The organism is Rhizobium sp. A22-96 (genome assembly GCF_053521805.1).
Map to the genome: position 1 here is coordinate 293828 of NZ_JBNWDQ010000007.1, position 25025 is coordinate 318852.

The 25025-nt window shown below is 58.7% G+C and carries 21 protein-coding genes; 19 read left to right on the forward strand and 2 right to left on the reverse strand.

The window, feature by feature from the left end; all coding sequences use genetic code 11:
* Positions 1–5 precede the first annotated feature (5 nt).
* The 9 genes from ACQZ6F_RS28555 (at position 6) to ACQZ6F_RS28595 (ending at position 12601) form a co-directional block, all read left to right on the forward strand.
* On the forward strand, positions 6–2696 hold the full coding sequence (locus ACQZ6F_RS28555; RefSeq protein WP_449095652.1) for a carbohydrate-binding protein: 2691 nt from the start codon (positions 6–8) through the stop codon (positions 2694–2696).
* A 5-nt stretch (positions 2697–2701) separates the two neighbouring features.
* A complete protein-coding gene (locus ACQZ6F_RS28560; protein ID WP_449095651.1) occupies positions 2702–4906 on the forward strand; it encodes an MGH1-like glycoside hydrolase domain-containing protein in 2205 nt (734 codons plus the stop codon).
* 393 nt (positions 4907–5299) lie between these two features.
* Positions 5300–6376: an ABC transporter substrate-binding protein gene (locus tag ACQZ6F_RS28565; RefSeq protein ID WP_449095650.1), complete on the forward strand. Its 1077-nt coding sequence runs from the start codon at positions 5300–5302 to the stop codon at positions 6374–6376.
* Positions 6366–7280, forward strand: a complete 915-nt coding sequence (locus ACQZ6F_RS28570) for an ABC transporter permease (RefSeq protein ID WP_077470911.1) — start codon at positions 6366–6368, stop codon at positions 7278–7280. The genes ACQZ6F_RS28565 and ACQZ6F_RS28570 overlap by 11 nt, the downstream gene beginning before the upstream one ends.
* A 12-nt stretch (positions 7281–7292) precedes the next feature.
* Positions 7293–8072 carry an ABC transporter permease gene (locus tag ACQZ6F_RS28575; protein ID WP_449095649.1) on the forward strand — a complete coding sequence of 260 codons (780 nt, stop codon included), beginning with the start codon at positions 7293–7295 and terminating at the stop codon, positions 8070–8072.
* The gene (locus ACQZ6F_RS28580) at positions 8059–9105 is read left to right on the forward strand and encodes an ABC transporter ATP-binding protein (RefSeq protein WP_449095648.1); all 1047 of its coding nucleotides are present in this window, start codon (positions 8059–8061) and stop codon (positions 9103–9105) included. The genes ACQZ6F_RS28575 and ACQZ6F_RS28580 overlap by 14 nt, the downstream gene beginning before the upstream one ends.
* Before the next feature lie 4 nt (positions 9106–9109).
* Positions 9110–9703 carry a cysteine hydrolase family protein gene (locus tag ACQZ6F_RS28585; protein WP_077470914.1) on the forward strand — a complete coding sequence of 198 codons (594 nt, stop codon included), beginning with the start codon at positions 9110–9112 and terminating at the stop codon, positions 9701–9703.
* 88 nt (positions 9704–9791) lie between these two features.
* Positions 9792–10238: a MarR family winged helix-turn-helix transcriptional regulator gene (locus ACQZ6F_RS28590; RefSeq protein ID WP_246662613.1), complete on the forward strand. Its 447-nt coding sequence runs from the start codon at positions 9792–9794 to the stop codon at positions 10236–10238.
* Between the two features lie 38 nt (positions 10239–10276).
* A complete protein-coding gene (locus ACQZ6F_RS28595; RefSeq protein WP_449095647.1) occupies positions 10277–12601 on the forward strand; it encodes a beta-glucosidase in 2325 nt (774 codons plus the stop codon).
* A gap of 246 nt (positions 12602–12847) precedes the next feature.
* On the opposite strand, the gene ACQZ6F_RS28600 is transcribed toward ACQZ6F_RS28595, so the two are convergent.
* Complete coding sequence (locus ACQZ6F_RS28600; RefSeq protein ID WP_449095646.1) at positions 12848–13690, reverse strand: 3-keto-5-aminohexanoate cleavage protein; 843 nt, start codon at positions 13688–13690, stop codon at positions 12848–12850.
* Between the two features lie 96 nt (positions 13691–13786).
* On the opposite strand from ACQZ6F_RS28600, the gene ACQZ6F_RS28605 reads away from it, so the two are divergent.
* The 8 genes from ACQZ6F_RS28605 (at position 13787) to ACQZ6F_RS28640 (ending at position 21114) form a co-directional block, all read left to right on the forward strand.
* Entirely contained in the window at positions 13787–14671 is an 885-nt protein-coding gene (locus ACQZ6F_RS28605; RefSeq protein WP_449095645.1) for a MurR/RpiR family transcriptional regulator, read from the forward strand.
* Between the two features lie 2 nt (positions 14672–14673).
* Complete coding sequence (locus ACQZ6F_RS28610) at positions 14674–16005, forward strand: aspartate aminotransferase family protein (protein WP_449095644.1); 1332 nt, start codon at positions 14674–14676, stop codon at positions 16003–16005.
* Between the two features lie 628 nt (positions 16006–16633).
* Positions 16634–17383 carry a glutamine ABC transporter substrate-binding protein GlnH gene (gene glnH / locus ACQZ6F_RS28615; protein WP_449095643.1) on the forward strand — a complete coding sequence of 250 codons (750 nt, stop codon included), beginning with the start codon at positions 16634–16636 and terminating at the stop codon, positions 17381–17383.
* A gap of 64 nt (positions 17384–17447) precedes the next feature.
* The gene (gene glnP / locus ACQZ6F_RS28620) at positions 17448–18104 is read left to right on the forward strand and encodes a glutamine ABC transporter permease GlnP (protein ID WP_449095642.1); all 657 of its coding nucleotides are present in this window, start codon (positions 17448–17450) and stop codon (positions 18102–18104) included.
* Positions 18101–18829: a glutamine ABC transporter ATP-binding protein GlnQ gene (glnQ, locus tag ACQZ6F_RS28625; protein ID WP_449095641.1), complete on the forward strand. Its 729-nt coding sequence runs from the start codon at positions 18101–18103 to the stop codon at positions 18827–18829. Before glnP ends, glnQ begins: the two co-directional genes overlap by 4 nt.
* Entirely contained in the window at positions 18819–19865 is a 1047-nt protein-coding gene (locus ACQZ6F_RS28630; RefSeq protein WP_449095640.1) for a C45 family autoproteolytic acyltransferase/hydolase, read from the forward strand. The genes glnQ and ACQZ6F_RS28630 overlap by 11 nt, the downstream gene beginning before the upstream one ends.
* 15 nt (positions 19866–19880) lie before the next feature.
* Entirely contained in the window at positions 19881–20804 is a 924-nt protein-coding gene (locus tag ACQZ6F_RS28635; protein ID WP_449095639.1) for a MurR/RpiR family transcriptional regulator, read from the forward strand.
* A gap of 157 nt (positions 20805–20961) precedes the next feature.
* Positions 20962–21114 carry a hypothetical protein gene (locus ACQZ6F_RS28640; protein ID WP_449095638.1) on the forward strand — a complete coding sequence of 51 codons (153 nt, stop codon included), beginning with the start codon at positions 20962–20964 and terminating at the stop codon, positions 21112–21114.
* Between the two features lie 37 nt (positions 21115–21151).
* On the opposite strand, the gene ACQZ6F_RS28645 is transcribed toward ACQZ6F_RS28640, so the two are convergent.
* Positions 21152–21907 carry a GntR family transcriptional regulator gene (locus tag ACQZ6F_RS28645; RefSeq protein ID WP_449095670.1) on the reverse strand — a complete coding sequence of 252 codons (756 nt, stop codon included), beginning with the start codon at positions 21905–21907 and terminating at the stop codon, positions 21152–21154.
* Between the two features lie 129 nt (positions 21908–22036).
* Between ACQZ6F_RS28645 and ACQZ6F_RS28650 the strand changes: the two genes are divergently transcribed.
* Together ACQZ6F_RS28650 and ACQZ6F_RS28655 are read left to right on the forward strand one after the other, a co-directional pair.
* Positions 22037–23359 (forward strand): M20 family metallopeptidase, encoded by a 1323-nt coding sequence (locus ACQZ6F_RS28650; protein WP_449095637.1) that lies wholly within the window; start codon positions 22037–22039, stop codon positions 23357–23359.
* 12 nt (positions 23360–23371) lie between these two features.
* Positions 23372–24922 carry an ABC transporter substrate-binding protein gene (locus tag ACQZ6F_RS28655; RefSeq protein WP_449095636.1) on the forward strand — a complete coding sequence of 517 codons (1551 nt, stop codon included), beginning with the start codon at positions 23372–23374 and terminating at the stop codon, positions 24920–24922.
* The last annotated feature ends 103 nt before the right edge of the window (positions 24923–25025 follow it).

Below are 25025 nucleotides of genomic sequence, written 5' to 3' on the forward strand. Positions count from 1 at the left end.
GAGGCGTGCTGCAAAACTCCTCGGCCAGCGAAAGAGCGACGCAAGCGCTATTCAGGACGCCCGGTTCGGCCTTCCAGCCCGCGGCCTATTGGTTCTGGCACAGCATTCCGGACGTACCGACGATACGCAGCCAGCTTACGGATTTCCGTGCGCGCGGGATCGGCACCATCTACGTGCAGGCACGGCTATCCATGCCGCGCGAAGACTATCTCTCCACTGAGTTCGTCACTGCTTACCGTTGCGCCATTGAGATTGCCGCCAGACTCGGCATGAGTGCCGGCATCTATGACGACTATAACTGGATCAGTGGCCAGGCGGCCGGGCGCGCTGTCGAAGGGCGGGACGGGTTGCGCGAACGGCACCTGTTCTGGTCCCAGGTCTCCGGGCGTGAGGGTGCGATCACCGGCATTCGCGTGCCGTGGGCATCCGGAATGAGCAAACACATTCTGGAATGGCAGTATGAGGGCGGAACGCCTGCTTGGTGCGAGTGGGCGGTGGAAGCCGCCGTGCTTCATCCGGCTGACGGCTCCAAGGATCCCGAGCAGATCACCGATGTCACCCATCTGACGATGATCGTCGGGGCAAAGGCTCAATCATGCTGTTTCGAGCTTGCTATCGATGTGCCGGACGGCTTTTTGCTGAGCGTATTTCTGAGCGCCAGGAGCCGCACGTCACGGCTGATAAACTACCTGATGCCGGAGGCTGCAGAGAGTTTCATCGAGCGCGGGCTGGAACCGCTTGTTACCGCCTTGGATGAACTGATCCCGGATCCGGTGAGCCACATCTTCTATGACCAGCCGGCGCCCGGTTTCTATTCTTGGGACCAGCTTGCTGGAAACCTGGAAAATAGCCTGCCCTTTTCTTCCGCGCTTGCAGCATCGGCAAAGGCGCGGCTGGGGTTACCGCTCGGCATCATACTCCTTGCGCTTATCGTGGATATCGGCCCGCAGACGCCCATCGTCCGCACCCGGCTCTACGCCGCTTTGTCGGAGCTCATGAACCGTGCGTTCTTTGGGACGTTGCGGGAATGGGCGCAACGAAGGGGTCTTGCCTTAACGGGTCATGAGATCCTTCCACACGTGGGTGGCTGGAGCCTCAATGGTGGCTTCAGCGGCATCGATCCGCGTATCGCACCGGCGATCGATTTCTTCGGTATCGACTCCTTTCGTAATATGACGGCGGCCGATGCCAACAACTTCACGGCTCAACTCGCTCCGAAGCTTGCCGACTCCGTGGCACGCGCCAATGGCCGCAGCCGCTGCATGGTCGAAACCTATGCGACCGCACTGCGCAGTCCGGTTCGCGCCGCTGGCCAATGGGAACTGACGCTGGAAACGATGCGCGCCCACGCCATTCGGCTTCATTGCCTGGGCATGCGGCAGTTCATCTGGCACGGTCTCTATCAGACCGACGGCCGGGATCACGATCCGACGCCGTTCCTCAATCCGCGGTTCGATTTCCCACCGGGATTGAATTTCGAACCCTGGTGGCCTTTTCATGATCTTTTTGCCATCGAGACCTCGCGCCTTTCCGCTTTCATGGAACCCGCCCGTCCGTTGACGCGTGTTGCAATTCTCTACCCACTGCACACGGCCTGGTCCGAAGGTCCGCATCATCTCCATGCTTCCCATGTCGGTTTATGGTGCGAAGCCCTTCTGAAAAACCGCACCGATTTCCTGTTTGTCTCGGAAGAGGCCCTTGCTGTGGCGCAACTGCGAGGTAAATGCATCGAGATCTCAGGACAGATCTTCGATGCCGTCGTCTTGCCGGCCGTCTCGGTCATGCAGAAGGGGAAAGCGCTTAATGTGCTGAACCGATTCACGTCGCACGGCGGCTGCGTCTGGTCCTCGGGAGTCATGGACCAAATCCTGCTCGCCGAGGAGGACGATATCGCTTCCGATCCTGCCACGACGCGGTTTGGCAAGTCACCGACCAAGCGCGACCTCCTGGATCTCCTCCGCTCGCTAGCCGATCGCGGGCCATGTCTCAGCACCGAGTATTCCGAAAGCACGTGGCGGTGGATCGGCGAAGACGAAGACGGCAGCTGGCGCATCGTTCTTTTTAACGACGGCAAGGCGGTCGCGCACGAGCATATGACCTTCGCTACCGGTTTCCATCTGGAGATCTGGTCATGCGACACGGGAGACATCGCAACTCAGGCGGCATGTGCCGCAGTGACCGTGGAGCTCAATCCGCAAGAGCTTCGATGCCTACGCCTGACCCCGGCAGTTCCGGAGCGGCGGCCCCTGACCCTTCCATCGCAATTCGTCATTTCGGCAAATGACGATAAGGCGATCATACTTGGCGGAAGCTGGGAATTCCGGTTCTCCGATTCGGAAGACACTCACTTGATCGCCGTCGATCGCGGCTGGCATGACCAGGGTTTTGCCAAGCGTTCCGGCACCGGCATCTATCAGCGCATGTTCGAACTCACCGAGCTCGGCACATGGTCTCTGGAATTGCCTGCCGTGCACACGGCGGCGGCGGTTTCGATAGATGGTCATGTCGTCGGACGACGGGCCTGGTCGCCCTATTGCTTCCCTCTTGGCAAGCTGGAAGCTGGACCGCATCTTATCGAAATTTCCGTTTCATCGACTGCTGCCAACCGCTACTACGCGGACACTCCTTATCAAGGAGACCAAATCGATCCCTGTGGACTGTCCGCCGCCCCGCGCCTCATTCGTCTGGAACCCTGATCGCCATGTTGCAACATGCTACCATCCCACTGAAACGCGCCTGGAACTCCTGGTCGGACCGCCCCGCAGAAATGATCTTCCTGCCGCTTGGCGTTCGCCTCACCCCGATCCTGTATTCGACCCGCAGCCGCTCGACCTCCGCCATAGAACCGCGGCGCGACAAGGTTCGGCTGGGTCGGCATGAGATCGATGGCTCGCATATCGATCTCGAAGTCGATCATTCCGGCACCAGTCTTTCCCTCCACTGGTCAAAACCCGATCCGTTTATCGTGCGCGGTGGCTGGGAAACGATGAAGTCCGGCGAGTGGGGCCTACGCTTCTGGGTTACGTTGGCGATCTCGGTGGATAGCGGAGAAACCGTCACCTACGACGAAAATGCCGGTGTCGCACTCGTCAAGATCGGACAGCGCTATGTCGCGGTCGCGAGCGCCGAGGCGCCTGTTCAGGTTACCGGCCACGACAGCATCTCGGCATTGCGAGATGATTTCGAGACGAACGGCTACTTCTATCTTGGAAGCAGGCAGCTCTCGGCGCCGGTCCTCGGTCTGCGCTTCAATCTGGAAATGATGCGCCGCGGCGCTTACGCGGCCGCAGTCGCCGACCGAGCGGATCTGGCAATCGAGAAGGCCCGTGCTGCGCTGACGGGGGAGCCGAACATAAAACCCGATCTGGCGGATGAAGGACTTGCCGCGATCCGCGACATCGTTGGCTGGAATACGATTTGGGATGAAACCAATCACCGTCCCTATACCGCGGTGACACGGATCTGGAACCTTGGCAAGTTTGCCGTCTGGTACAACGACCAGACCTATGCAGCTCTTCTCGCTGGCCTGTTCGATGCCGATCTCGCCCGTGAGAACATGGCAACGGCACTTGCCGGCGCCACACCACAAGGCAATGTCGCTTGCATCGTGACATCAAACGACGCCTGGGTGGACCGGAGCCAGCCGCCGCTCGGCGCCCTGACGGTTTGGGATCTCTATCAGCGATCCGGCGAGCGTTCCATCGTGGAGGCAAATTACGAAGTGCTGGCGCGCTGCCAGCGCTGGTGGCGCGCCAACCGTGACCCGGGGCAACGCGGACTGTTGTCCTGCGGCTCTTCCGACGTCGGCGAAGCTCTCTACAAAGGTACTGCTTTCGGCGCACGCAACGAGACCGGCATGGACAATTCGGCAACCCATGACGAAGCCGTCTACGATCCGGCCACCCGCACGCTTTCGACCTTTGACCTCGGCTTGAATTGTGTCGCAGCGCTCGATGCCGAAATGCTTGGCAACCTGGCCGAAGTACTGGGCCGCGCGAGCGAGGCTCAAGAGTTCCGCCTGCTGGCTGAACGCAGCCGCCGCCTGATCGGCGAGATATTGTGGGACGACGAGCGCAAGATATTCGCGAACCGACAACGCGATGGCGGCTTTGTGCGTTCTTTGTCACCCACGAGCTTCTATCCGCTTTTGTGCGGCGCGGCCTCGAAGGAGCAGGCGCATCACCTCCTGGACCATCTGCAAGATGAGGCACTTTTCGGCGGCGAATATGTGTTGCCCAACGCAACACGGGATGAGCCGGCTTTCACCGAGAATGTTTACTGGCGCGGTCGGATCTGGCCAAACGTCAACTATCTCGTCTGGCTTGGGCTCAAGCGTTATGGCTTTGGAACGGAAGCGGGCAAACTGGCGCGCCAATCCTTCGACCTCTTTTCGAAATCCTGGCGGGGCCAGCGGATTGCTGCAGAAAACTACAATGCGTCGACGGGCGAAGCCCTGGATCAAGGGGATACGGATCCCTTCTATATCTGGGCCGGACTGCTTCCCCTGATGGCCGTCGGCCAGATCGTTGACGTAGACCCTTGGAACGGGTGGATACTGCGCAACTGCGGCGAAGATGCCGAGATCGGGCCTGTGCTCTCGCCGGCGGGGCCCCTCACCACAACCGTCCGCGACGGCCAGATGACGGTTTCGATCAACGGCACGGTGGTCATCGTCACAGACTTGCCGGTGGTTTTGAATGGATTCTGTTTCGACGAGGGACGGTTGCGTTGCCGGATCGGCCCCATCGACCGGGCTGGCACCCTTCACCTGCCGTTCCTCGATCCGGAGCGTCTTGTTGCCGTTCTCGTGGACGGAAAGAGCGCAGCCCTGAAGGCCAAGCAGCCTCTGGCCTGCCTGGCAATCACCGCCGCCTCTCAAGAGAGGCTGCTGGACATCATTTTCTGACGCTCCGGCAACGCTTCGCGACAGTGAAGAACTTGACAAAAACTATTCTGGCTGCAATTGTTTGTATACAAATAAGAATGAGTAAAAATACTCGCGTGAATGTAGAGGGTTGAACAAAGAGATACGTATCGACTTGGCAGATGGAAATATCGCTTATTCGACACGTATATCGCGCATACTTGATCATATGATGTAGTAAAGACGAGATGCGACAGCACCTCGCCAATGTTTTGGCTGGGTCGATTTGCTCGTTAATTCTCCAGGGTTTTTAGTTTGTATACGAACTAAAATTCCACATGATTGTCTACGGATTGCATCAAAGTCCGCCTGAAGGCAAACCGCCGAATATTGGTGGCGTAAGCTTTAAGGCAAACCATAAAGAGGGGTTTCAGCATGCAGAAAATAACAAGACGCCAGACATTCAAACTGATCTCATCGGCACTTGTCGCCACTGTAGTCTATCCGGCACTTCCCAAGGTGGCGTTTGCGGCCGGACAGATCACCGTTTTGAACTGGCAGGGCTACGGCACCGATGAGGCGTGGTCGGTGAAGGAATTCGAGGAAAAGACCGGCATCAAGGTCGTTCATGACTATTACAGCTCCGAATCCGAAATGCTCACCAAGCTGCGGACAAATCCGGGAACCTATGACCTGGTGGTCCTCAACGCAGCCCGTTGCGCCCAGGCTGTCAGCGAAGATCTGCTGCAGCCGGTCGATTTCTCGAAGGTCCCGAATTCGGCGAACATAGACAAGAGCCTGCTCGCCAATCCGAACTTCTCGCACGACGGGAAAGGCTACGCCGTGCCATGGCTCTGGGGCATGACCGCCCTTGCTGTTCGTGAAGGCTCGGCAAAACCGGACAGCTACGCGGCCCTGGCAAATGCGACCTACAAGGGACGTGTCGCCATGGACGACGACCCCATCATCAATGTCGGCATCGGCGCCTTGATGACCGGCCAGGACATGAACGACCCCAAGGATCTCGATGCCGTCAAGAATGCGTTGAAGTCCATCAAGCCGAATGTAAAGCTGCTCTGGTCGACAGAGGATCAGTGGAACAAGAGCTTTGCGGCCGGAGAATTCGACCTGTCCGTATTCTGGTCGGGCGGCTCGGTGCGCAGTAAGCGCAATTCGAAGCTTCCAGTCGACTTCGTCGTGCCGAAGGAAGGTCCCGTGGGTTGGGTCGATGGCCTGGGCATTCCTGCCTCCGCCCCGAATGCGGCCGGTGGCCTTGCCTTTGTAAACTGGCTGATCGATCCTGAATTCTATTATGAATGGGCCACGAAGGTCGGGGCGCCGGCATCGGCCAACTCTGCTGCACTGGCCAAGCTGCCGGATACGGATCTCAGCCGGCAGGTGCACAAGCCAGAATATCTGAAGACGCAGAACATCATGTCCGCCTTGCCGGACGATCGACGCGAAGCCTTCAATAACCTTTGGCAGGAAGTGAAAGCCTTCTATGCTGAATAAGAATATAGACCTAGCGTCTCAGCGCGGATCTTCGGATCCGCGCCCGAGACGTCAATTGCCGCCGTGGCTATCGACTGCCGCATTGCTGCTGCCCACCTACGGTTGGCTGACGCTGGCGGTATTTCTGCCGCTGCTAACGATGCTTGTCTTCTCCTTCATGACCGCGACCCCGATGGGCAACAAGCCCATCGTATTCACGCTCAAGCAGTACCGCGCCTTCATCGATCAGCCTTATCTGCTCGGCATCGGCTTCAATTCGCTGATGATCGGGTTCTGGACGACACTGTCATGCGCCGTACTCGGCTTCCTCGCCGCGCTTGCACTTGCCCGCGCGACCACGGGAAAGGCAAGAGAGACGCTGCTGATCCTTATTCTTCTACCGTTCTGGACCAATGGGCTGGTACGCGTCTTCTCCTGGACCATGGTGCTGCGCGAAAACGGCTTTCTCGACAATCTGCTGCACATGGTCGCTCCGGATGCCGGTTCAATCAGCATTCTCTATACGCGCTATGCGATCGTGGTGGGGTTGGTGCACGGATATCTGCCCTATATGATCCTGACCTGCTACATCGCCCTTATCACCATCGACGACGCGATCATCGAGGCGGCGGCAAGTCTTGGCGCGCGGTGGTGGACCATCCTCTGGAAAATCCTCCTGCCGATGGCGGGTCCGGGCCTGATTTCAGGCGCCATCCTCACATTCGTCCCGGTCATCGGCTCCTTCATGGAACCTCGCATCCTTGGAGGACGCGTCGGCGTTACTATGGGAACCGTGATCGAAGACCAATTTACCCAGGCGTTCAACTGGCCGCTCGGCGCATCGCTTTCCTTTACGTTGCTTGCTGTCGTCCTTGCCATATTCGCAACATTCTCCGGCGTCTTGCGTCGCGGAACGGCAGCATAAGGGAGGTCCATCATGAAACTGCTCGGCCGCACTTATTTGATTGCCGTTCTCGTCTTCCTCTACACGCCAATTCTCGTCATGATGGCGATGGGATTCAACGCGTCCCCGCTTTACGAGCTTCCGTTCACGTTTTCGACGCGCTGGTATTCGGCACTGATGAGCAACACCACCTTGCTGACAGCCGGCGCCAACAGCATCATCATCGCCATCATCACCGCAGTTCTGGCAACCACACTTGGGACAATGGCCTCGGTCGCGCTTTCACGCAGCGCTTTTCGCGGCAAGAGCCTGCTGCAACTCATGCTACTACCGCCCATTGCTATTCCATGGCTCATCACAGGAACAGCCATGTTGATCTTCTTTTACTGGAGCGGCATCGGACGAGGCATGCATGCGCTGATCATCGGCCATGTCGCGCTGGCCATCCCCTATGTCGTCCTCGTGGTCGGGACCGGTTTCAAGACCATCCGCGCCGACCTGGAAGAGGCCGCAATGAGCCTCGGGTCGACGCCGATCCATGCCTTTTTCAGCGTGACGTTGCCCCTGCTCTATCCCAGCATTCTGGGCGCGGCACTCTTTGCATTCGCAGTCTCGCTAGATCAGTTCGTCATTTCCTACTTCCTCGCCACACCAGGCTATTCCACCCTGCCGGTGCAAATCTATGCGGCCATTCGCAAGGGGTTCACGCCCGAAATAAACGCCATATCGACACTGCTCCTGCTCGGTTCGATGGCAGCCATTCTGATTTTCGCGCGCTTTGCCAAACCCGGAGAAAACCGTGACAAACGTTAAAGTCCAATCCGTCGCCAAGAGCTATGGCGCAATGCCCGTTCTAACCGATATCACGACCGAATTCGGCGAAGGTTCCTTTACCAGCCTGCTCGGCCCGTCAGGCTCCGGCAAGACGACATTGCTCCGTATCGTTGCAGGCTTCATCCGCCCGGATCAGGGCGTGGTGATCATCGGCAAGAACGATGTGACGCATGTGCCGGTGTGGGGCCGAAACATCGGCATGATGTTCCAATCCTATGCCCTGTTCCCCCATATGACCGTTGCCCAGAACGTTGCCTTTGGGCTCGAACGGCGTGGCATTCGCGGAGATGCGGCCCGCAAGGAAGTGGAGCGTGCGCTGGAAATGGTGCGTCTGCCGGATTTCGGCAACCGCCTGCCCAAACAGCTCTCCGGTGGTCAGCAACAGCGCGTCGCGCTGGCGCGGGCCATTGTCATCAAACCGAGTGTATTGTTGCTCGACGAGCCGCTCTCGGCTCTCGATCGGCGGCTGCGGCAGGAAATGCAGGTCGAACTTCTGCGTATCCAGCGCGAAAGTGGGCTGACGACCATTTTCGTCACCCATGACCAGGAGGAGGCACTGACGCTTTCCGACAACGTCGCCATTCTCGACAAGGGCCGGATCGTGCAGATCGGTGCGCCGACAACGGTCTACGAGCAGCCGCGTACGCGGTTCGCCGCCGAGTTCCTTGGCGACTCCAACTTCTTGGCAGGTACGGTCGAGGCCGGGGCGGTTCGCCTCGACAACGGCGCCGTCATCCAGACAACAAGCACGCTTCCGGCAAGTGGAAGCAAGGTGACACTCGCAGTTCGTCCGGAAAAGATGTCCACCATGGCCGACAAGGGTGTCAACAGCATCGCGGCGCGGATCACCACCGTCATCTATGCCGGCCCGGTGCTGTCCTATATGCTGGAAACTGCCGATGGTCTGGCCCTGAAACTCTTCGCACAGAACCGCGACGGACATCTGTTGCGGCAGGGCGAGACGGTGACCCTGTCGTGGTCTCCCGAACATACTGTAGCGCTGGCGGATTGACACCATGCAAGGGGCGATCCTCACCTCGAACTTCAGGCATATCGTGATCGATATGCAGCGCCTTTTTGCGGAAGAGACAGCATGGCACACGCCAGCGCTTGCGTCGATCTTGCCGAACGTCGTACGCCTCAGCACAGCTCTGCATTCCCATACGCTTTTCGCCCGCTTCATCGTTCCGCAAACGGCTGAGGTGGCGGAAGGCAGCTGGCGAAGATATTATCAGCGCTGGTCCATGATAACCGGCTCTTCGCATGATCCGTCCCTGCATGAGCTTGTTGAACCGCTGTTGCCGCTCGCGGATCAGACGAACGTGTTCGACAAGCGCGGCTATTCGGTATTTGCGGGCACGGATCTGGATCAGCGCCTCAGGCACCAGCAAGTCGATGCGCTCATTTTTTCAGGCATAGAGTCTGATGTCTGCGTTTATTCGAGCGTGATGGCGGCGATCGACCTTGGTTACAACGTCGTCCTTGCGGCCGATGCCTTGGCCAGCGCGGACGACCACGCCCATAAGACCGTTCTCGACATCCTTGCGCCAAGACTACCAGAGCAGATTTCGGTCCTGTCCACTCAAGCCATTCTCGACAGCTGGACATAAGAAGCTAACTCTTGAAAACGTTGCGTCAAGCAGGTGCAACAACGAGGTGGGGAATATGGATAGGCGAGTGGGTGAGAACAAAGACCGGATGGCAAACACCGCGACCACGGAGGGAGCCGGCACATCAAGCTATGCGCTTGGCGAGCAGATCGGCTTTCTTCTGCGTCAGGCGAACCAAAGACACGTCGCAATCTTCGCGAGCCAGATGGTCGAGAAGCTGACGACAACGCAGTGGGCAGCACTGGTCAAGCTGCGCGACCTTCAGCCCTCTTCGCAGGGCAATCTCGGACGCGAGACGGCGATGGACATGGCCACCATCAAGGGTGTGGTCGACCGGCTGGCGAAACGCGACCTCGTCAAGACCGCCCCGGATCCGACGGATGCCCGCAGGCTCGTACTCACCTTGACGGCGGAAGGCGAGCGCATGATCGATCGCAATCTCGCCGCCGCAGGGGATATTTCGCGGGAGACGCTCGGGCCTCTCACATATGCGGAACGCGTCATGCTGGCCGAATTGCTGCGCAAGATCAGCTGACGCGCCGATGCTTCCGATCCAGCCCGGGACCGCAGACCATGAAAGAACATTTCGAATTGGATAGCGAAACACTGGTCGAACATTTGAGCGACGAGGAGAAGGTGGATCTCGTCAGCGGGCATGGGTTGTGGCGAACCGCGGCCATCGAAAAGCACGGCATCGCGTCGATCGTCATGACCGATGGCACCTATGGCGTCCGATACTCCACCACCCAGATTGAGGCAGACGATAGCGATGAAAGCGATCTGGCAGCATTTCAGGCACTGGTGAACCAGCAGGCCGACGGCATGTTTGGTTCGACGCGGCCCGCCACTTGCTTTCCCAACGGCAATCTCCTCGGCTGCTCCTGGGACGTGGAGCTCGCGATGCGCATGGGCGAAGCTCTGGCGGCGGAATGCCTGAGTATGGGCGTGCGCCTGTTGCTCGGGCCTGGCATCAACACCCGGCGTACGCCGCTTGCCGGTCGCGCTTACGAATATTATTCCGAAGATCCAGTCATTAACGGCGAGCTGGCCGCCGCCCTGATCAATGCATTGCAGGCTCGCGGCATCGGCGCCTCGCTCAAGCATTTTGCTTGCAACAATTCGGAGCTCGACCGCACGACCATGAGTTCGGACGTGGACGAAAGGGCACTTCGTGAAATCTATCTTGCGGGCTTCGAGCGCGCGATCGCCAAGAGCAATCCATGGACGGTGATGAGCGCCTATAATCCGATAAACGGAGTGCAAGCCTCGGAGCACGCCTGGCTTCTGACAAGCGTGTTGCGTCGGGAATGGGATTACGAAGGTGTTGTTATCTCCGACTGGCATGCCATCAAGGATCGCGTGGCGTCGATCGCCGCCGGCTGTGATCTCGACATGCCGGAGAGCAAACCACGCAAACGAAGGCTATTGACGGCGCTAAAAGCCGGGCGCGTCGATCGCGCGAGGTTGGATGACGCCTGCCGGCGCATGCTCGATCTGGCTCGAAAATGTTCTGCGATACAGTTGCCTACTCCCGTCGATCTGGAGACCCACCATCAGCTCGCCCGGCAGATCGCAGCGGAATCGATCGTGCTTCTCAGAAATCGCGATGATGTCCTTCCTCTTGATCCAGCCCGACTGCAACGGATCGTCGTCATCGGCGACGGTGCGATCCGCCCCCAGATCCAGGGGTCCGGGTCTGCGACCACCAATCCCTATCGCGTCGATCTGCCCCTTGAGTGCATGAGAGCGCGATGTCGGGCATCGCTCCGTGTGGATCATGTTCGGTCTCCGCCCACCACAACGGGGCAAGACGCTGAAGCGGCGGCTGATATTCTATCCGACTGCGTTGGCGCCGACATCGTCATCGTCTTCGCGGAGAACGTCAAGAACCGCAGCGGTGAAGGGAACGATCGTGACAGCCTCCTACTGGAACCTTGGCAGGATACGACTATCGCCACGCTTAACGCCGCAGGCCACAAGGTCGTTGTGGTGCTGTCGATGCCGGATGCCGTCGCCATGCCCTGGCTCAACGATGTCGATGCCGTGCTTGCCGCCTTCTACCCCGGCCAGGGTGGCGGCGAAGCCATCGCGCAGCTCATCTTTGGGGAACGGAACCCTTGCGGCAAGCTCAGTACGACAATGCCGTTGCGCATCGAGGACATTCCGGGCTGGCACAGCTATCCTGGCGAAAACCGTCATCATGTCTACAGCGAAGGCATATTCGTCGGCTACCGCTTCTACGACCACAAGAAGATCGAACCGTTATTCCCCTTTGGCCACGGACTGACCTATACCCAATTCTCCTACGACGCGCTGTCGCTGGATCGTCAGGATATAGGCGCGGATGACGTCTGCCATGTCTCGTTCACCCTTCGCAATTCCGGAGCACGCCAGGGCAAGGAAATTGTCCAGCTCTACGTCCGGCCCATTGAGCCCGACCTGGCGCGGCCCGTGCGAGAGCTGAAAGCCTTTGCGAAAATCGATCTAGAGCCAGGAGAAATGAAGGTCGTTGCACTGGTGCTTTCGCGCAGAGACTTCTGTCATTACGACCCCGCCGAACAATGTTGGGTTCTGCGTGCCAAAGCCTTTGCTATCGAAGTCGGCGCATCCTCGCGCGACATTCGGCTGACAGGTGAGTTGACCGGCCGATCAGATGCCAAGCCGGCACGAAAGCCATCAGCCGCCTCAACACCCGCTGAAGTGCTATCAGACCCCCGCGCCGAGCGAGCACTGCGCAACCTATTGGCCGATAAGCTTGGTCTTTCGACACAAGAGACCGAAAACATTATCGAAAAGATAAGCGGCTCGTTTCTTGGCATCTACGACACGATCAGCTGGTATCTTGGCGACAAGCTTCAAGAAGAAGACATTGCGGACCTACTCGCTAATTTGCACTGAAGAATCGACAGGTGAATATCCGCTTCGTGCGAAGCTAAACTTCCCAACCTGACACTCGATTTTATCTCGAGCTTTTCGACGGGTGACAAATGCTGGCCTTGAGAGGATTCGAACCGGCGGCGCAAACATGCTTCCAAGCTAATTTGAACAATCATATTGTCGTAATCACGTGCGAGCATGAATGATCACAATTGCCGTATACACAGGATTGGACCGGACAAACTCAAGCCGGATACCCTCATCCCCCTAGCTCGATATCCCGTGAAGCCGCTCGCGAAGTTCTTCGCCGGTTTGTATGACGACGCCAAGCTCGTTGAGAGATTGGGCGACAACGCCCACGAGATCAGTGTTCGCCGGCGCCAGCGTGCCGTCGGGCAGCGACATGTTATTTTCGAAACCGACGCGAACGTTTCCACCGAGCAAAGCACCCGTGGAAACGCACGCCGCTTCATGACGGCCAAAGGCACAGACGCTCCAATGGGCAAAGCGTGGCATCTCGGCTGCCAGAAACGGCAACAGATCCTGCGGCTGAGACAGTTGATCGACAGTATAGCGGCCCAGCACGAACAGGGTAGGTATGTCATTCCACGGGACAAGCCCGCGGCGCATCATGTCCGCAAGACGGAGAGCTTCTGTCGGATCGTAAAGAATGATCTGCGGCAGGACCCGTTCCTGTTTCATCCACGATAGCAGATCCGCAAACTCTGATTCATATGTTTCATCCGGAACGAGCTCGCGAAGCGCGAGAGAAGCCGCTTCCGGTTTCACGGCCTTGACGACCGCTATCTGCTCGTGCGGTCGATATTGTCCGAGTGCTTCGCTGGTGATCTGAACAATGATCCGGTCGCTCACTTCTGCTTCGACAGTGGCAATAACGGCACGATATGCGTCGGCGTCGAGCAGGTGTGAACCATCGGGCTTGCGGACATGCACATGGATCATGGCGGCACCGGCGTCGAGGCATTCGGCCGCCGTTCTCGCCAACTCGGATGGCGTCAACGGCATGGCCGGATGATCAGCCTTCGTGCGGCGCCCCCCGTTCGGGGCAACGGCTATTGCAATCGAATTTAAAGCAGTCTTTGCATTCATCTTAGTCAACTTGCCTAATAATGATCCATATAGATCATTTTATTACATAATGAAACATATGTTGCAATTTAAATCGAAAACAGATAGGTAACGACCATGAACCAGGGACCTTTGGCAGAAGCGATCATCAAGGCCTTCGACGGCATGTCGGCCCAGCTGCAAGCGGCCGCCCGCTACTTACTCGATTATCCCAGCGATGTTGCCCTGTTGTCCATGCGCGAACAAGCCCGCCAGGCCGGTGTACAGCCGGCGACGATGACGCGGCTTGCGAAGCATCTTGGCCTGGCTGGCTACGACAGCGTCCGCGATCTTTATGCCGAGGCGATGCGCGGTGGGGACGTCGGCTTTGCGGGCAAGGCCGGAGCCCAGGCATTGAGCCAGAAGTTGAAGGGCGATCACGCGCTTGCGGCGGAAATGCTGAATTCGATCGGCGGGCAGATCGCCCGGCTTGCCGAACCGCGGTCTCTCGATCGGATCGTCAATGCCGCGTCGACATTGGCGCGGGCTCGCCGCGTCTATTGCCTAGGCCTGCGCGCCAGCCACTCCATCGTCTGGCATCTCTATTACATCCTGACGCTGATCGGCGAGAAGTCGACCATACTCGATGGAATCGCCGGGACAGGCGCGGATGCGATCGGCACGGCAACCGCGGAAGACGTCTTGCTCGTCGCAAGCGTTCTGCCTTATACCCGTGCCACAATCGAAATTGCCGAATACGCCCAAAGTCGCGGCATCAAGGTCGTAGCCATCACCGACAGCGAAGTCGCGCCGCTCGCACAATTCGCGACGGCGACCATCCTGGTTTCGACCGATGGCCCATCTTTCTTTCACACCATGTCACCAGCTTTCGCCGTTGCCGAAGTTCTGGGTGCGCTGCTCGCGGGCCATGGGGGAGAAGAGGCCGTTCTGGCACTCCGCCGTTTCGACGAGCAATTGGCCTCATTCAACGTCCATCTAAAGCCAAGAAACACGAAGAGATAGCTATGACGCACCTTCTCCACCGGAGCATTCACGCTCAGCTTCCCGTTGCCGTCGCCGGCCAGGGCATCGAACTCATCGATGCCGATGGAAAGGCCTATATCGACGCGTCCGGTGGCGCTGCCGTATCGTGCCTCGGGCACGGACATCCCGATGTGATCAAGGCGCTGCATGATCAGCTGGACAAGATGGCCTATGCACATACCGGCTTCTTCACCACCGAAGTGGCGGAGAAACTGGCTGATCGGCTTGTCGAGGATGCGCCCGCCGGGCTGGATCATGTCTATCTCGTCAGCGGTGGTTCGGAAGCCGTTGAAGCGGCGTTGAAGATGGCGAGGCAGTATTTCGTGGAGAAGGGCGAGACACAGCGGCGTCATGTCATCGCGCGCCGCCAGAGCTACCACGGCAATACGCTGGGCGCGCTTGCCACCGGTGGCAACGAATGGCGCCGATCACAATTCAAGCCGCTGCTGATCGAGACGCATCATATCGATCCCTGCTACGCCTATCGCTTTCAGACAGAGGGCGAGAGCGACGAAGCGTATGCAGCCCGCGCCGCACAGCAGCTTGAAGACAAGATTCTGGAACTTGGCGGCGACCAGGTAATCGCGTTCGTCGCCGAAACCGTCGTCGGCGCCACGATCGGCGCCGTTCCGCCGGTCGCCGACTATTTCAAGCGCATTCGGGCGATCTGCGACAAATACGGCGTTCTGCTGATCCTTGACGAGGTGATGTGCGGGATGGGCCGCACCGGCACTTTGCATGCCTGCGAGCAGGACGGCATCGCGCCGGACCTGATGACCATCGCCAAGGGGCTCGGCGGCGGATACCAGCCGGTCGGGGCAGTGCTTTTGTCCGGCGCGATCTTCGAAGCCTTCGCCAGCGGCTCCGGCTTCTTCCAGCATGGCCACACCTATATGGGCCATCCGATGGCCGCCGCCGCCGGCCTTGCCGTGCAGGAGATCCTGAAGCGCGACGGCTTGCTCGCCAACGTCGTCGAAACGGGTAGCCATCTTGAAACGAGGCTGAGCGAGCGTTTTGGCAACCACTACCATGTCGGCGACATCCGGGGACGGGGCCTGTTCCAGGGTATCGAGCTCGTCCACGACCAGGCGACAAAGACACCCTTCGACCCGGCGCTGAAACTGAATGCGCGCATCAAGAAGGAAGCCATGGCTCGCGGGCTGATGGTCTATCCGATGGGTGGAACGATCGACGGGAAGACGGGCGATCACGTCCTGATAGCGCCGCCCTTCATCGTGAACAGGCAGAGTATCGATACCATCGTCGAACGTCTCGGCGATGCCGTGGATGCATCCATCGCGTCCATCCGGTGAGGTGACGCGCAAAAAAGGCGCGCGCCCAAAGACGTAATCCAGAGAGGACTGAAGCAGCTATGATGAACATCATCGGGGGGATTGCGCGGGACTTTGTTTGAAAATCCGAAGAGCGAGCGGGCGAAATCCTTCCTCGCCAAGATCCTGCCCCACTGATGGAGCCTCTCCGGAAGACGGTATATTCCGATCTGACCACGGAGAGGAAACGGGTATCTGATCGGTATTCGGACCTCAATTGCGTCGCGTCGAAAGAATCCTACCCTTGATCGGCGCCGTAACAATTTGTGATCTAATTGTTTCCTGATTAAATTTTATGATCCATATGGATCAATTTTGACCGGCTTGGATATTTTCTGGGCACGCCTCACCAACCGCGATTTTGCGTCAAGATTTCTGCGCGACGCTAACCAGTTGGAATCGCAGGGAACCGACGAGTCTGTTGATCTCCAAGCATCCGATCGGATCTCTCACTCACCTGTTAGCAGAGCCTCGCCTTTCGACGCCCGGCACACGTTCTCGGCACTGGTGCGCAAATTTCAAGTGCGACAAACTTATAAAAGCATTCTATATTTGCACATGCAGACGAAGAGCAAACGCCACATGCATTTATCAAAAAAGGGGAACACGCATGAAACTGAAATTTGGATACCTGCTTGGAGCCGCCGTTGCGGCGACAATCGCATTCTCGCTTCCCGCACGGGCCGCCGATCTGATCGTTGCCACCGATACGGCTTTCGTGCCCTTCGAATTCAAGGAAGGTGACAAATATGTCGGTTTCGACATCGACCTTTGGGATGCCGTCGCCAAGGACATTGGCGTCACCTACACGCTGCAACCGATGGACTTCAACGGCATTATTCCCGCCCTTCAGACCAAGCAGGTCGATGTCGGTCTAGCCGGTATCACGATCAAGGACGAGCGCAAGAAGGTCATCGATTTCTCGGATGGCTATTATGACAGCGGCTTCCTGCTGATGGTCCCGACGGACAGCACTATCAAAGGACCGGAAGATCTCAAGGGCAAGACGCTTGCCGTGAAGACCGGGACGTCCGCAACCGACTACGCCAAGGAAAACTTCAAGGATACGGAGCTTCGCCTCTTCCCCAACAGCGACAATGCCTATCTGGAAGTCGCGACGGGCCGGGCCGACGCTGCGATGCACGACACGCCGAACGTGCTCTACTACATCAAGACCAACGGCCAGGGTAAGGTGAAGACAGTCGGCGCCCAGATGATGGCCCAGCAGTACGGCATGGCATTCCCCAAGGGCAGCGGGCTTGTCGCCAAGGTCAACGTCTCGCTGGCCAAGCTGAAGACCAACGGCACCTATAACGCCATCTACAAGAAGTGGTTCGGCGCCGAACCGCCGAAGAGCTGATCTCCGAACGAAATTGCCAGCGCCGGCTTCGCCGGCGCTCCTTCCTCGCATGGAGATGAGTCCCATGGAATTCGACTGGTCCGTCGTCTGGCAGGCATTGCCGGAACTGTTCAAGGGCGCGCAGCTTACCGTCATGATCGCGCTTGCCGGGCTTGCCGGTGGCCTCGCTATCGGCATCGTTGCCGGCCTGATGCGCGCATATGGCAATATCCTCCTGAACGGCCTCGCCTTGATATATGTCGAGCTAATCCGCGGCACGCCGATCGTGGTGCAGGTGATGTTCATCTACTTTGCACTGCCGCTGGTCGCCGATATCAGGATAAATCCGATGACGGCGGCAATCACATCGATCGTCGTCAACGCGGGCGCCTACATCGCGGAAATCGTCCGGGGATCGTTTCTGTCCATTCACAAAGGGTTGACGGAAGCTGGTCTCGCGCTGGGTCTGCCGCTCTGGAAGGTGCTGTTCTACGTCGTCGCGCCGCTAGCCTTCCGGCGCATGATCCCGGCGCTCGGAAATCAGTTCATCGTCAGTTTGAAGGACACATCGCTGTTCATCGTCATCGGTGTCGGTGAACTGACCCGCCAGGGCCAGGAGATCATGGCGGCGAACTTCCGCGCCGTCGAAATCTGGTCGGCCGTTGCCGTGTTCTATCTGATCATGACCGGAGCGCTGACCCTCATCCTGCGCGTAACCGAGAAAAGGATGCGGATCCTATGAGCCTCGTCGAGTTCAAGAAAGTCACCAAGAATTTCGGGCCGGTTTCGGTCTTCAAAGATGTCGACCTCAAGATTGGTAAGGGCGAAGTCGTCGTGCTGATCGGCCCGTCCGGATCGGGGAAATCCACCTTGTTGCGCTGCATAAATGCGCTTGAGGACATCAGCGGCGGTGACCTGATCGTCGATGGAATAAGCGTTCGCGAAAGCCGTTCCAGGGTCCGGCTGATTCGGCGGGAAGCCGGGATGGTGTTTCAGCAGTTCAATCTCTTCCCGCAGATGACAGCGCTTGAGAATGTTGCGTTCGGGCCGCGCAGGGTCCGCAATCTCGGCAAGGCAGAGGCAATCGAGCAGGCATCCGCGCTGCTTGCGAAGGTCGGTCTCGCCGATCGCGGCCACCATTATCCATCGGAGTTATCAGGTGGCCAGCAACAACGTGTCGCTATCGCCCGCGCCCTGGCGGTAAAACCGAAATTGATGCTGTTCGACGAGCCGACCTCGGCGCTCGACCCGGAACTGCGCCATGAGGTACTGCGCGTCATGCAGTCGTTGGCCGAGGAGGGCATGACGATGATCGTGGTGACACACGAGATCGGTTTCGCCCGCCAGGTCGGAACAAGGCTGATCTTCATGGAGAACGGCGATATTGCCGTTGACGGCGATCCCGCCGTTCTTCTCGACACCCCCAAAAATCCCCGTCTCCGCGAGTTCCTGCAGCATGTCCACTGACACCCGTTATCGCCTAACCAGCCTGACCCTGAAGGGAAGCCACTACGATATCGGTCAAGGCCTCGGACGCCAGGGTGCCGCTCTCGTTCACGATCATCTCGTCAAGACCTATGCCTGGGCGACGGTCATGGCGTTCAAGGACAGCGACCGGATACGGGTAGCCAGATCGCTGGTCGAACAGCGCTACCCACACTACTGGCAGGAGCTTTCCGGCCTGGCGGACGGACTGCGGCTGCCCTTTGACGACGTCTTTGCGTGGAACTGCAGGGGCGATGTCTGGGCGATGGCGCCGGACGGCTGCACCACCGTCCAGGTGCCAGGCCCATTCCCTGTCGTCGCCCATAACGAGGACGGCGATCCGGGATTGAGACCGGGATGCGTGCTCGCGACCATTATCTCCGAACAAGGCCAGCCCTTCACGGCTTTCGTCTATCCGGGCTCCATACCCGGACATACATTCGCGATCAATGGCAGCGGCCTCGTGCTGACCGTGAACAACATCCGTTCGAAGCTTGGCGGGGACGGATTGCCACGGATGGTGCTGACACGCGCCATCCTCGACTGCCCGACGATTGACGCGGCGCTGGCCTTGCTGTCCAACGCGCCGCGCGCCGGTGCGTTTCACCTGACACTGGTGCAGGCCGGTCAGTCTCGTCTGACCAGTGTCGAATTCACCCATACGAATTGCTCGATAACGGATATCACCAGCCCATCTGTCCATGCGAACCATCTCGTCCATGCCCGGATGATATCGGAGCCGCAAATCATAACGGGGTCGTCCAACTCGCGTCAGGACCGTGGACAGGATATGCTCAAGGCAAGCGATGGCCCCCCGGACCCATTGTCCATCCTTTGGGATCGGAACCATCACGCGCTTCCGATCTATCGCATCCAGCCCGACGATCCCGACAACGAGAACACGTTGGCGACCGCGGTGTTCAAGATCGGCAAGGACAGCGTCGATTGGGCTGTCTATGATGTAGCGGGACCAGCGGCTCGTTTCGAGAATATCGGCCTGAAGACCGCGACAATGTGATATCGAGGCGTGGGCATGGCTTTAACGGATGAGACCGCCGGATTTGCGAAACCGGCCACGATCGAGGAACTTCGAAAGCTCACGGTGAGCATCAATCGTGAGAATGCCAATATCTCGCTTGGCAACAAGGCGCTCGACGTGCTGGCGAAGCTGGTGGATACGCCAGAGCAAACCGCCGTTCGAACCATATCCGAATTGGCCGACGCTCTCGGGGTGAATGCTTCGACATTGACGCGACTTTCGCAAAAACTCGGCTTTGCCGGGTTCAGCGATTTCCAGAGTGTTTTCCGCCAGGCATTCTCATCCGATGATCGCTACTTCTACAGCCGCCAGGCGGGCCGTCTGCTGTCCACGAAAGAGGACAGCGAGGAGGAACTGCACATCTTCGACAGGCTTGGCCTGGAGACCAAGAGCAACATCGACGGCTTTCTGGCGCAGCTCGAGCCAAACTCGCTGCTGGAAACCGCCGATCTGCTTGCAAATGCCCGCCGTGTCAGGGTCCATGGCGTCCGTCAGTTTCATGCATTTGCGAGTTTCCTGACCTATGGGCTGGGGATGTTGCGGAGCGACGTCTCTCTCCTGGATGCACCTCGCCTTGGCGTCGCCGAAGCTTTGGCGCAACTGGAGAAGGGAGACGTTGTCGTCGTTGCCAGCTGCGCGCCATACACACGCAGCGTCGCCAACGTGGCCGAAATCGCAGCCAAGCTCGGCCTCATCGTCATAGCGGTGACGGACACGCGCGCCTCCCCTCTCGTCGGCCCCTCCCGGCACGCATTTTTCGTGCCCCATTCGAGCAGCTTTTTCAGCAACAGCATGGGCGCATACATCGTGTTCTGCGAGGGCCTGCTTAATCTCGTGGCCCGTGAAATGGGCGATCGCGCAATGACGAGCCTTGCCTCGAGGGAAGCCTTGATCGGATCGATGAAGGTCGAGGTCTAGCCCGATGTATTAGTCGGCATGGCATTCCGACAAGCGATGAGATTCGCAAAAGCCATTCTTGCTGCGAACCGGATGCGTGGCCGTCAGTGGCTGTTCATCAAGCATGTGAGATCCACGATATGTCGTTCTCATGGACATGGAGCGTGACCAATGAACAATGACCGATGACTTAAAGCTGTCTGACGACGTTCTGCCATTGGCGCTCGACCGCATCCAGGCGGCCATCGAGGGGCAGAAACTGATCACGGCGAAGCTGGTTGTCGATGCGATCGGCCTACACGACGCGCTTGAGCAGCATGTGCCCGGGTGACAGAAAATGACCGTTCGGGAGAACTTTTCCCACTGCGCTATTGAACCTCATGCACATAGCGATGGCTTCTCGTGGTTGCGCGATGCTTCGCCACAAGAATGGGAACGGCCGCCTGATCATATGCGACTTCGTCGATGGTTAGCACTGCGCTTGGTTGGTCCAGTTGAAGTAATCGGCCATCTTGCTCGGTCGCCATATCGGCTCCGATCTGCTCACGTACCGCCGAAATACGAATGCCGTAGCGATCGAGGAGAAAAAGATAAAGGAGCGCTGGCACGTCCTCTTTCCTTTCAGGGAATTGGGGTAGCAAATGCGCCGGGAGGGCCATGACTTCATGCATGACCGGTTTTCCTCCGACACTACGCAGACGGTGAATGGAGATCACGTCTGTAAGGCTTTGAAGCCGCAAGCCGACACTTTCCTCTTCATTCGCAGGGCGCCGCTCCAGAGCGAGAATATCCGAAGTCGAATTTTGCAGCGACCCATCCAATCCATGCAGACGGAAATACTGGAAGAAAAAGCGTAAGCTATGTTGGGGTGTTCGCCCCGTGACCACCGTGCCCGTCTTGCGGCGGCGGCTGAGAAGTCCTTCATTGGTCAGATCCATCAGAGCGCGCCTGATCGTGCCGACTGCGACCCCGAACATGCCCGAAAGCGCGACCTCGCTTGGCAGCACCGTCCCCGCCGGCCATTTGCCCATCATGATCGCCTCCGTGATTTGCCGTTTGACGACCTCATAGAGAGGTACGGACAAATCCGCAGCACGCGACGTATCTGCTAAAAAATTGGGCATTTCACGCAATTAATTGCCTCTTCTTTGGAGTTGACTCATGGAAGGCGGGACAGCATCATTACTATATAGTTTATATTAATAGGAAAGCAGAGTCCTTCTTCATTCTGCGCGTCCTTTGCGGAACTCAACATGGCCGATCAAGCCTTATCACCTCGCTCAATACCATTTACCAATGCCATGGCGGCCATCGAACGCAATGTCGAGACCACAGTCGCCGATCTGGCGAAAATGATCGCCATCGATACATCTTTCCCCCCGGGTCTGGGTTACTCAGCCTTCGCCGACCTCATGCAAGAGCTGCTGAAGCCCCTCGGCTTTCAAACCAGCCGCGTGACCGTGCCGGACGAGCTATGGCGCGTCACCAATGGTTCCGCCATGGGGCCTCGCGTCAATCTCATCGCCGAACGATCAACCAGCAAACCGATCTGCGGCCTCTATTACCATGTCGATACCGTCCCCGTGTCCCCCGGCTGGCAGCGTGACCCGCTGCGCCTGACGCAGGAAGAAGACCAACTTTTTGGGCTGGGCGCCGCCGACATGAAAGGAACGATTGCCGCAACTCTGCTCGCCCTGCGCGCCGCCCGCGACCACGAGGTCGAACTCGCCTATGATCCGATGCTGCTACTATGCACTGACGAGGAGGGCGGGCTTTATCCCGGTATCCGTTACCTCGCTGAACAGGGCATGCTGAAGGGACACATCATCAATTTCAACGGTTCGGCCGCGCCGCGCATATGGGCCGGCTGCTTCGGTGTCTTTCATCTCCAGATCACCATCAGGGGGCATGCTGTTCATGCTGGAGAAGGCAATCGCACCGGCTCCGGCATCAACGCCATCGAGGGCGCCCTTCCCCTCCTCAATGCATTGCACGCGCTGAAGCCGAAGATCGCCGCCTTCGAGTCCGAGCTGCAGCCACCACCCCATGCAAGCGGCCCATTGCGGCCACAGCTGTCGATATCCGCCGTCAACGGCGGCACATCGGGCGGTCAGGTTGCAGCCGAGATCAAGATCCTCGTCAGTCGCCGTTATGCGCCCGAGGAAAGCTTTGATGCAGCGCGCGCCACACTCGAGGATCTGGTGCGCGCATGCGTGGCGCAAACGCCTGGTCTTAGCTTCGATATCGACCTTGTCGGCCACCTGATCCCGACGAGAGATCCAGATGGCCCCCATTGGCCCCGCTGGCAGCAGGCGCTGAGCCTCGGCTTCGGCTATCAGCCCGACGATTTCAGCAAATGGGGTGCCGCCAGCTGTTCGGACTTCGGCTACGTGCAACAGGCAGGAGTCATGCAGGAAGTGCTGCTCGGCGGGCTCGGGCGCCCGGAGAGCTGCATTCACAGCCCGGAAGAGTACACGACGACGACGGATATCGTCGCGCTGGCGCAGAGCATCCTTGCCTATCTCGCGCGCGATTTCTCCCCGGATCTCATGCCTGAATATTCCGCATCAAAATAAGGGAACATAAGAATGCTGAAATTGAACCGCCGTCATTTTCTGGCCGGAACGGCCGCGCTCCTGATAGTGCCCTCCCTGGGCTTTGCCCAAAGCGCAGCGCCCACCAAGGGCGGAACGTTGCGGATCTCCGTCGATCAGGCAGCCAGCGTAATCCACCCGCTTCTGACCCGTGTCAACCCGGAATACATGGTCACCGAGCTGCTCTACAGCAATCTGACGCGGCTGAAAGTCGATATGTCCATCGAGCCGGACCTTGCCGAATCCTGGAGCGCCAATGATGCGCTGACCGAATGGACCTTCAAGCTTCGCGGCGGCGTGAAATTCCATGACGGATCGCCCTTCACCGCGACCGATGTCGTCGAGACCTTCAAGGCGATCCTTAATCCGAACAATGCATCGCCCGCACGCAACAACGTCGGACCGATCGCCGATGTCACCGCCGCAGATCCCCTGACGGCCGTCTTCAAGCTCTCCGGCCCCTATGCCGACTTCCCTGTCGCCATGGCCTATACCGTGGCCCGCATCATCCCCGCCTCGATCGCGACCGGCGATTTCAAGAAACTCTCGACCTCGGCAAACGGCACCGGCCCCTTCAAGCTCGTTTCCTATGAGCCCGACCGATTGATCGTCGTCGAACGCAATCCGGATTACTACGATCCCAAGCGCCCCTATCTCGATCGCGTGGAAATCCAGGTTTTCCCGGATACCTCGGCGCAGACCTCGGCGCTTCTTGCCGGCGATATCGATGTCGTCTCCACGGTCCAGCCGACCGAGTTCATGCGTATGAAGGACGCCCAGGGCGTCAATCCATTGCGCATCCCATCCGGCCAGTTCTGCAACATCAACTTCGGCTGCGACACCAAGCCGTTCAACGATCCCCGAGTCCGGCGCGCACTGGCGCTCACCGTCGACCGCCAGGCGATGGTGGATTTCGTCACCGAAGGCTTCGGAACGCCGGGCAACGACACGCCGCTGAACGCATCCTACCGTTTCTATTCGGACCTGCCGCTGCGCCAGGCCAATATCGAGGAAGCGAAGAAGCTCCTCACCGAAGCGGGATATCCCGATGGCTTTGAAGCCACGCTGATCGCCTCCGACAAGCCGAGCCAGCGCACGCAGCTCGCCGTTGCGCTGCGCGAAATGGCCAAGGAAGCGGGCATCAAGATCAATGTCCAGACCATGCCGCAAGCTACCTATCTGGACCAGGTCTGGAAGAAGGGCAATTTCTACGTCGGTTTCTACAACATGCAGCCGACGGCCGATGCGATCTTCAAGCTGCTCTACACCTCGGACGCCGCCTGGAACGAGACGCGCTGGAACAATGCGGCCTTCGACAAGGTCGTCAACGAGGCGCGCGGCACAGCCGACGAAACCAAGCGCAAGGCGTTTTATTCGGAAGCACAAAAGCTGATGAACGAGGAAGTTCCCTCGATCATTCCGGTCTTCTTCGACGTGCTCGCGGCCAAGCGCGATTGGGTCTCGGGCTATGAGGTCCATCCGCGCGCATCCGTCTTCCGTCTCGACTACGCCTCCCTGACCGACAAGGCGCCAAAGCGTAGCTGACCTCCTTAAGATCGAAATCCAAACAGGCCTTGCGCGTCGCTTCGGATGCGCAAGGCAGCTCGAAGGCCGATCGCGCATTCACTGAAACGCAACCGGCCATCTG

What these genes read in the sequence shown, in the direction of transcription:
- ACQZ6F_RS28595 (WP_449095647.1), top strand. Translation starts at nt 10,277, where the DNA reads ATGAAAGAACATTTCGAATTGGATAGCGAAACACTGGTCGAACATTTG.
- ACQZ6F_RS28630 (WP_449095640.1), top strand. Translation starts at nt 18,819, where the DNA reads ATGTCCACTGACACCCGTTATCGCCTAACCAGCCTGACCCTGAAGGGA.
- ACQZ6F_RS28610 (WP_449095644.1), top strand. Translation starts at nt 14,674, where the DNA reads ATGACGCACCTTCTCCACCGGAGCATTCACGCTCAGCTTCCCGTTGCC.
- ACQZ6F_RS28560 (WP_449095651.1), top strand. Translation starts at nt 2,702, where the DNA reads ATGTTGCAACATGCTACCATCCCACTGAAACGCGCCTGGAACTCCTGG.
- glnP (WP_449095642.1), top strand. Translation starts at nt 17,448, where the DNA reads ATGGAATTCGACTGGTCCGTCGTCTGGCAGGCATTGCCGGAACTGTTC.
- ACQZ6F_RS28570 (WP_077470911.1), top strand. Translation starts at nt 6,366, where the DNA reads ATGCTGAATAAGAATATAGACCTAGCGTCTCAGCGCGGATCTTCGGAT.
- ACQZ6F_RS28600 (WP_449095646.1), bottom strand. Translation starts at nt 13,690, where the DNA reads ATGAATGCAAAGACTGCTTTAAATTCGATTGCAATAGCCGTTGCCCCG.
- ACQZ6F_RS28585 (WP_077470914.1), top strand. Translation starts at nt 9,110, where the DNA reads ATGCAAGGGGCGATCCTCACCTCGAACTTCAGGCATATCGTGATCGAT.
- ACQZ6F_RS28590 (WP_246662613.1), top strand. Translation starts at nt 9,792, where the DNA reads ATGGCAAACACCGCGACCACGGAGGGAGCCGGCACATCAAGCTATGCG.
- glnH (WP_449095643.1), top strand. Translation starts at nt 16,634, where the DNA reads ATGAAACTGAAATTTGGATACCTGCTTGGAGCCGCCGTTGCGGCGACA.
- ACQZ6F_RS28605 (WP_449095645.1), top strand. Translation starts at nt 13,787, where the DNA reads ATGAACCAGGGACCTTTGGCAGAAGCGATCATCAAGGCCTTCGACGGC.
- ACQZ6F_RS28640 (WP_449095638.1), top strand. Translation starts at nt 20,962, where the DNA reads ATGACCGATGACTTAAAGCTGTCTGACGACGTTCTGCCATTGGCGCTC.
- ACQZ6F_RS28645 (WP_449095670.1), bottom strand. Translation starts at nt 21,907, where the DNA reads ATGCCCAATTTTTTAGCAGATACGTCGCGTGCTGCGGATTTGTCCGTA.
- glnQ (WP_449095641.1), top strand. Translation starts at nt 18,101, where the DNA reads ATGAGCCTCGTCGAGTTCAAGAAAGTCACCAAGAATTTCGGGCCGGTT.
- ACQZ6F_RS28650 (WP_449095637.1), top strand. Translation starts at nt 22,037, where the DNA reads ATGGCCGATCAAGCCTTATCACCTCGCTCAATACCATTTACCAATGCC.
- ACQZ6F_RS28635 (WP_449095639.1), top strand. Translation starts at nt 19,881, where the DNA reads ATGGCTTTAACGGATGAGACCGCCGGATTTGCGAAACCGGCCACGATC.
- ACQZ6F_RS28575 (WP_449095649.1), top strand. Translation starts at nt 7,293, where the DNA reads ATGAAACTGCTCGGCCGCACTTATTTGATTGCCGTTCTCGTCTTCCTC.
- ACQZ6F_RS28655 (WP_449095636.1), top strand. Translation starts at nt 23,372, where the DNA reads ATGCTGAAATTGAACCGCCGTCATTTTCTGGCCGGAACGGCCGCGCTC.
- ACQZ6F_RS28565 (WP_449095650.1), top strand. Translation starts at nt 5,300, where the DNA reads ATGCAGAAAATAACAAGACGCCAGACATTCAAACTGATCTCATCGGCA.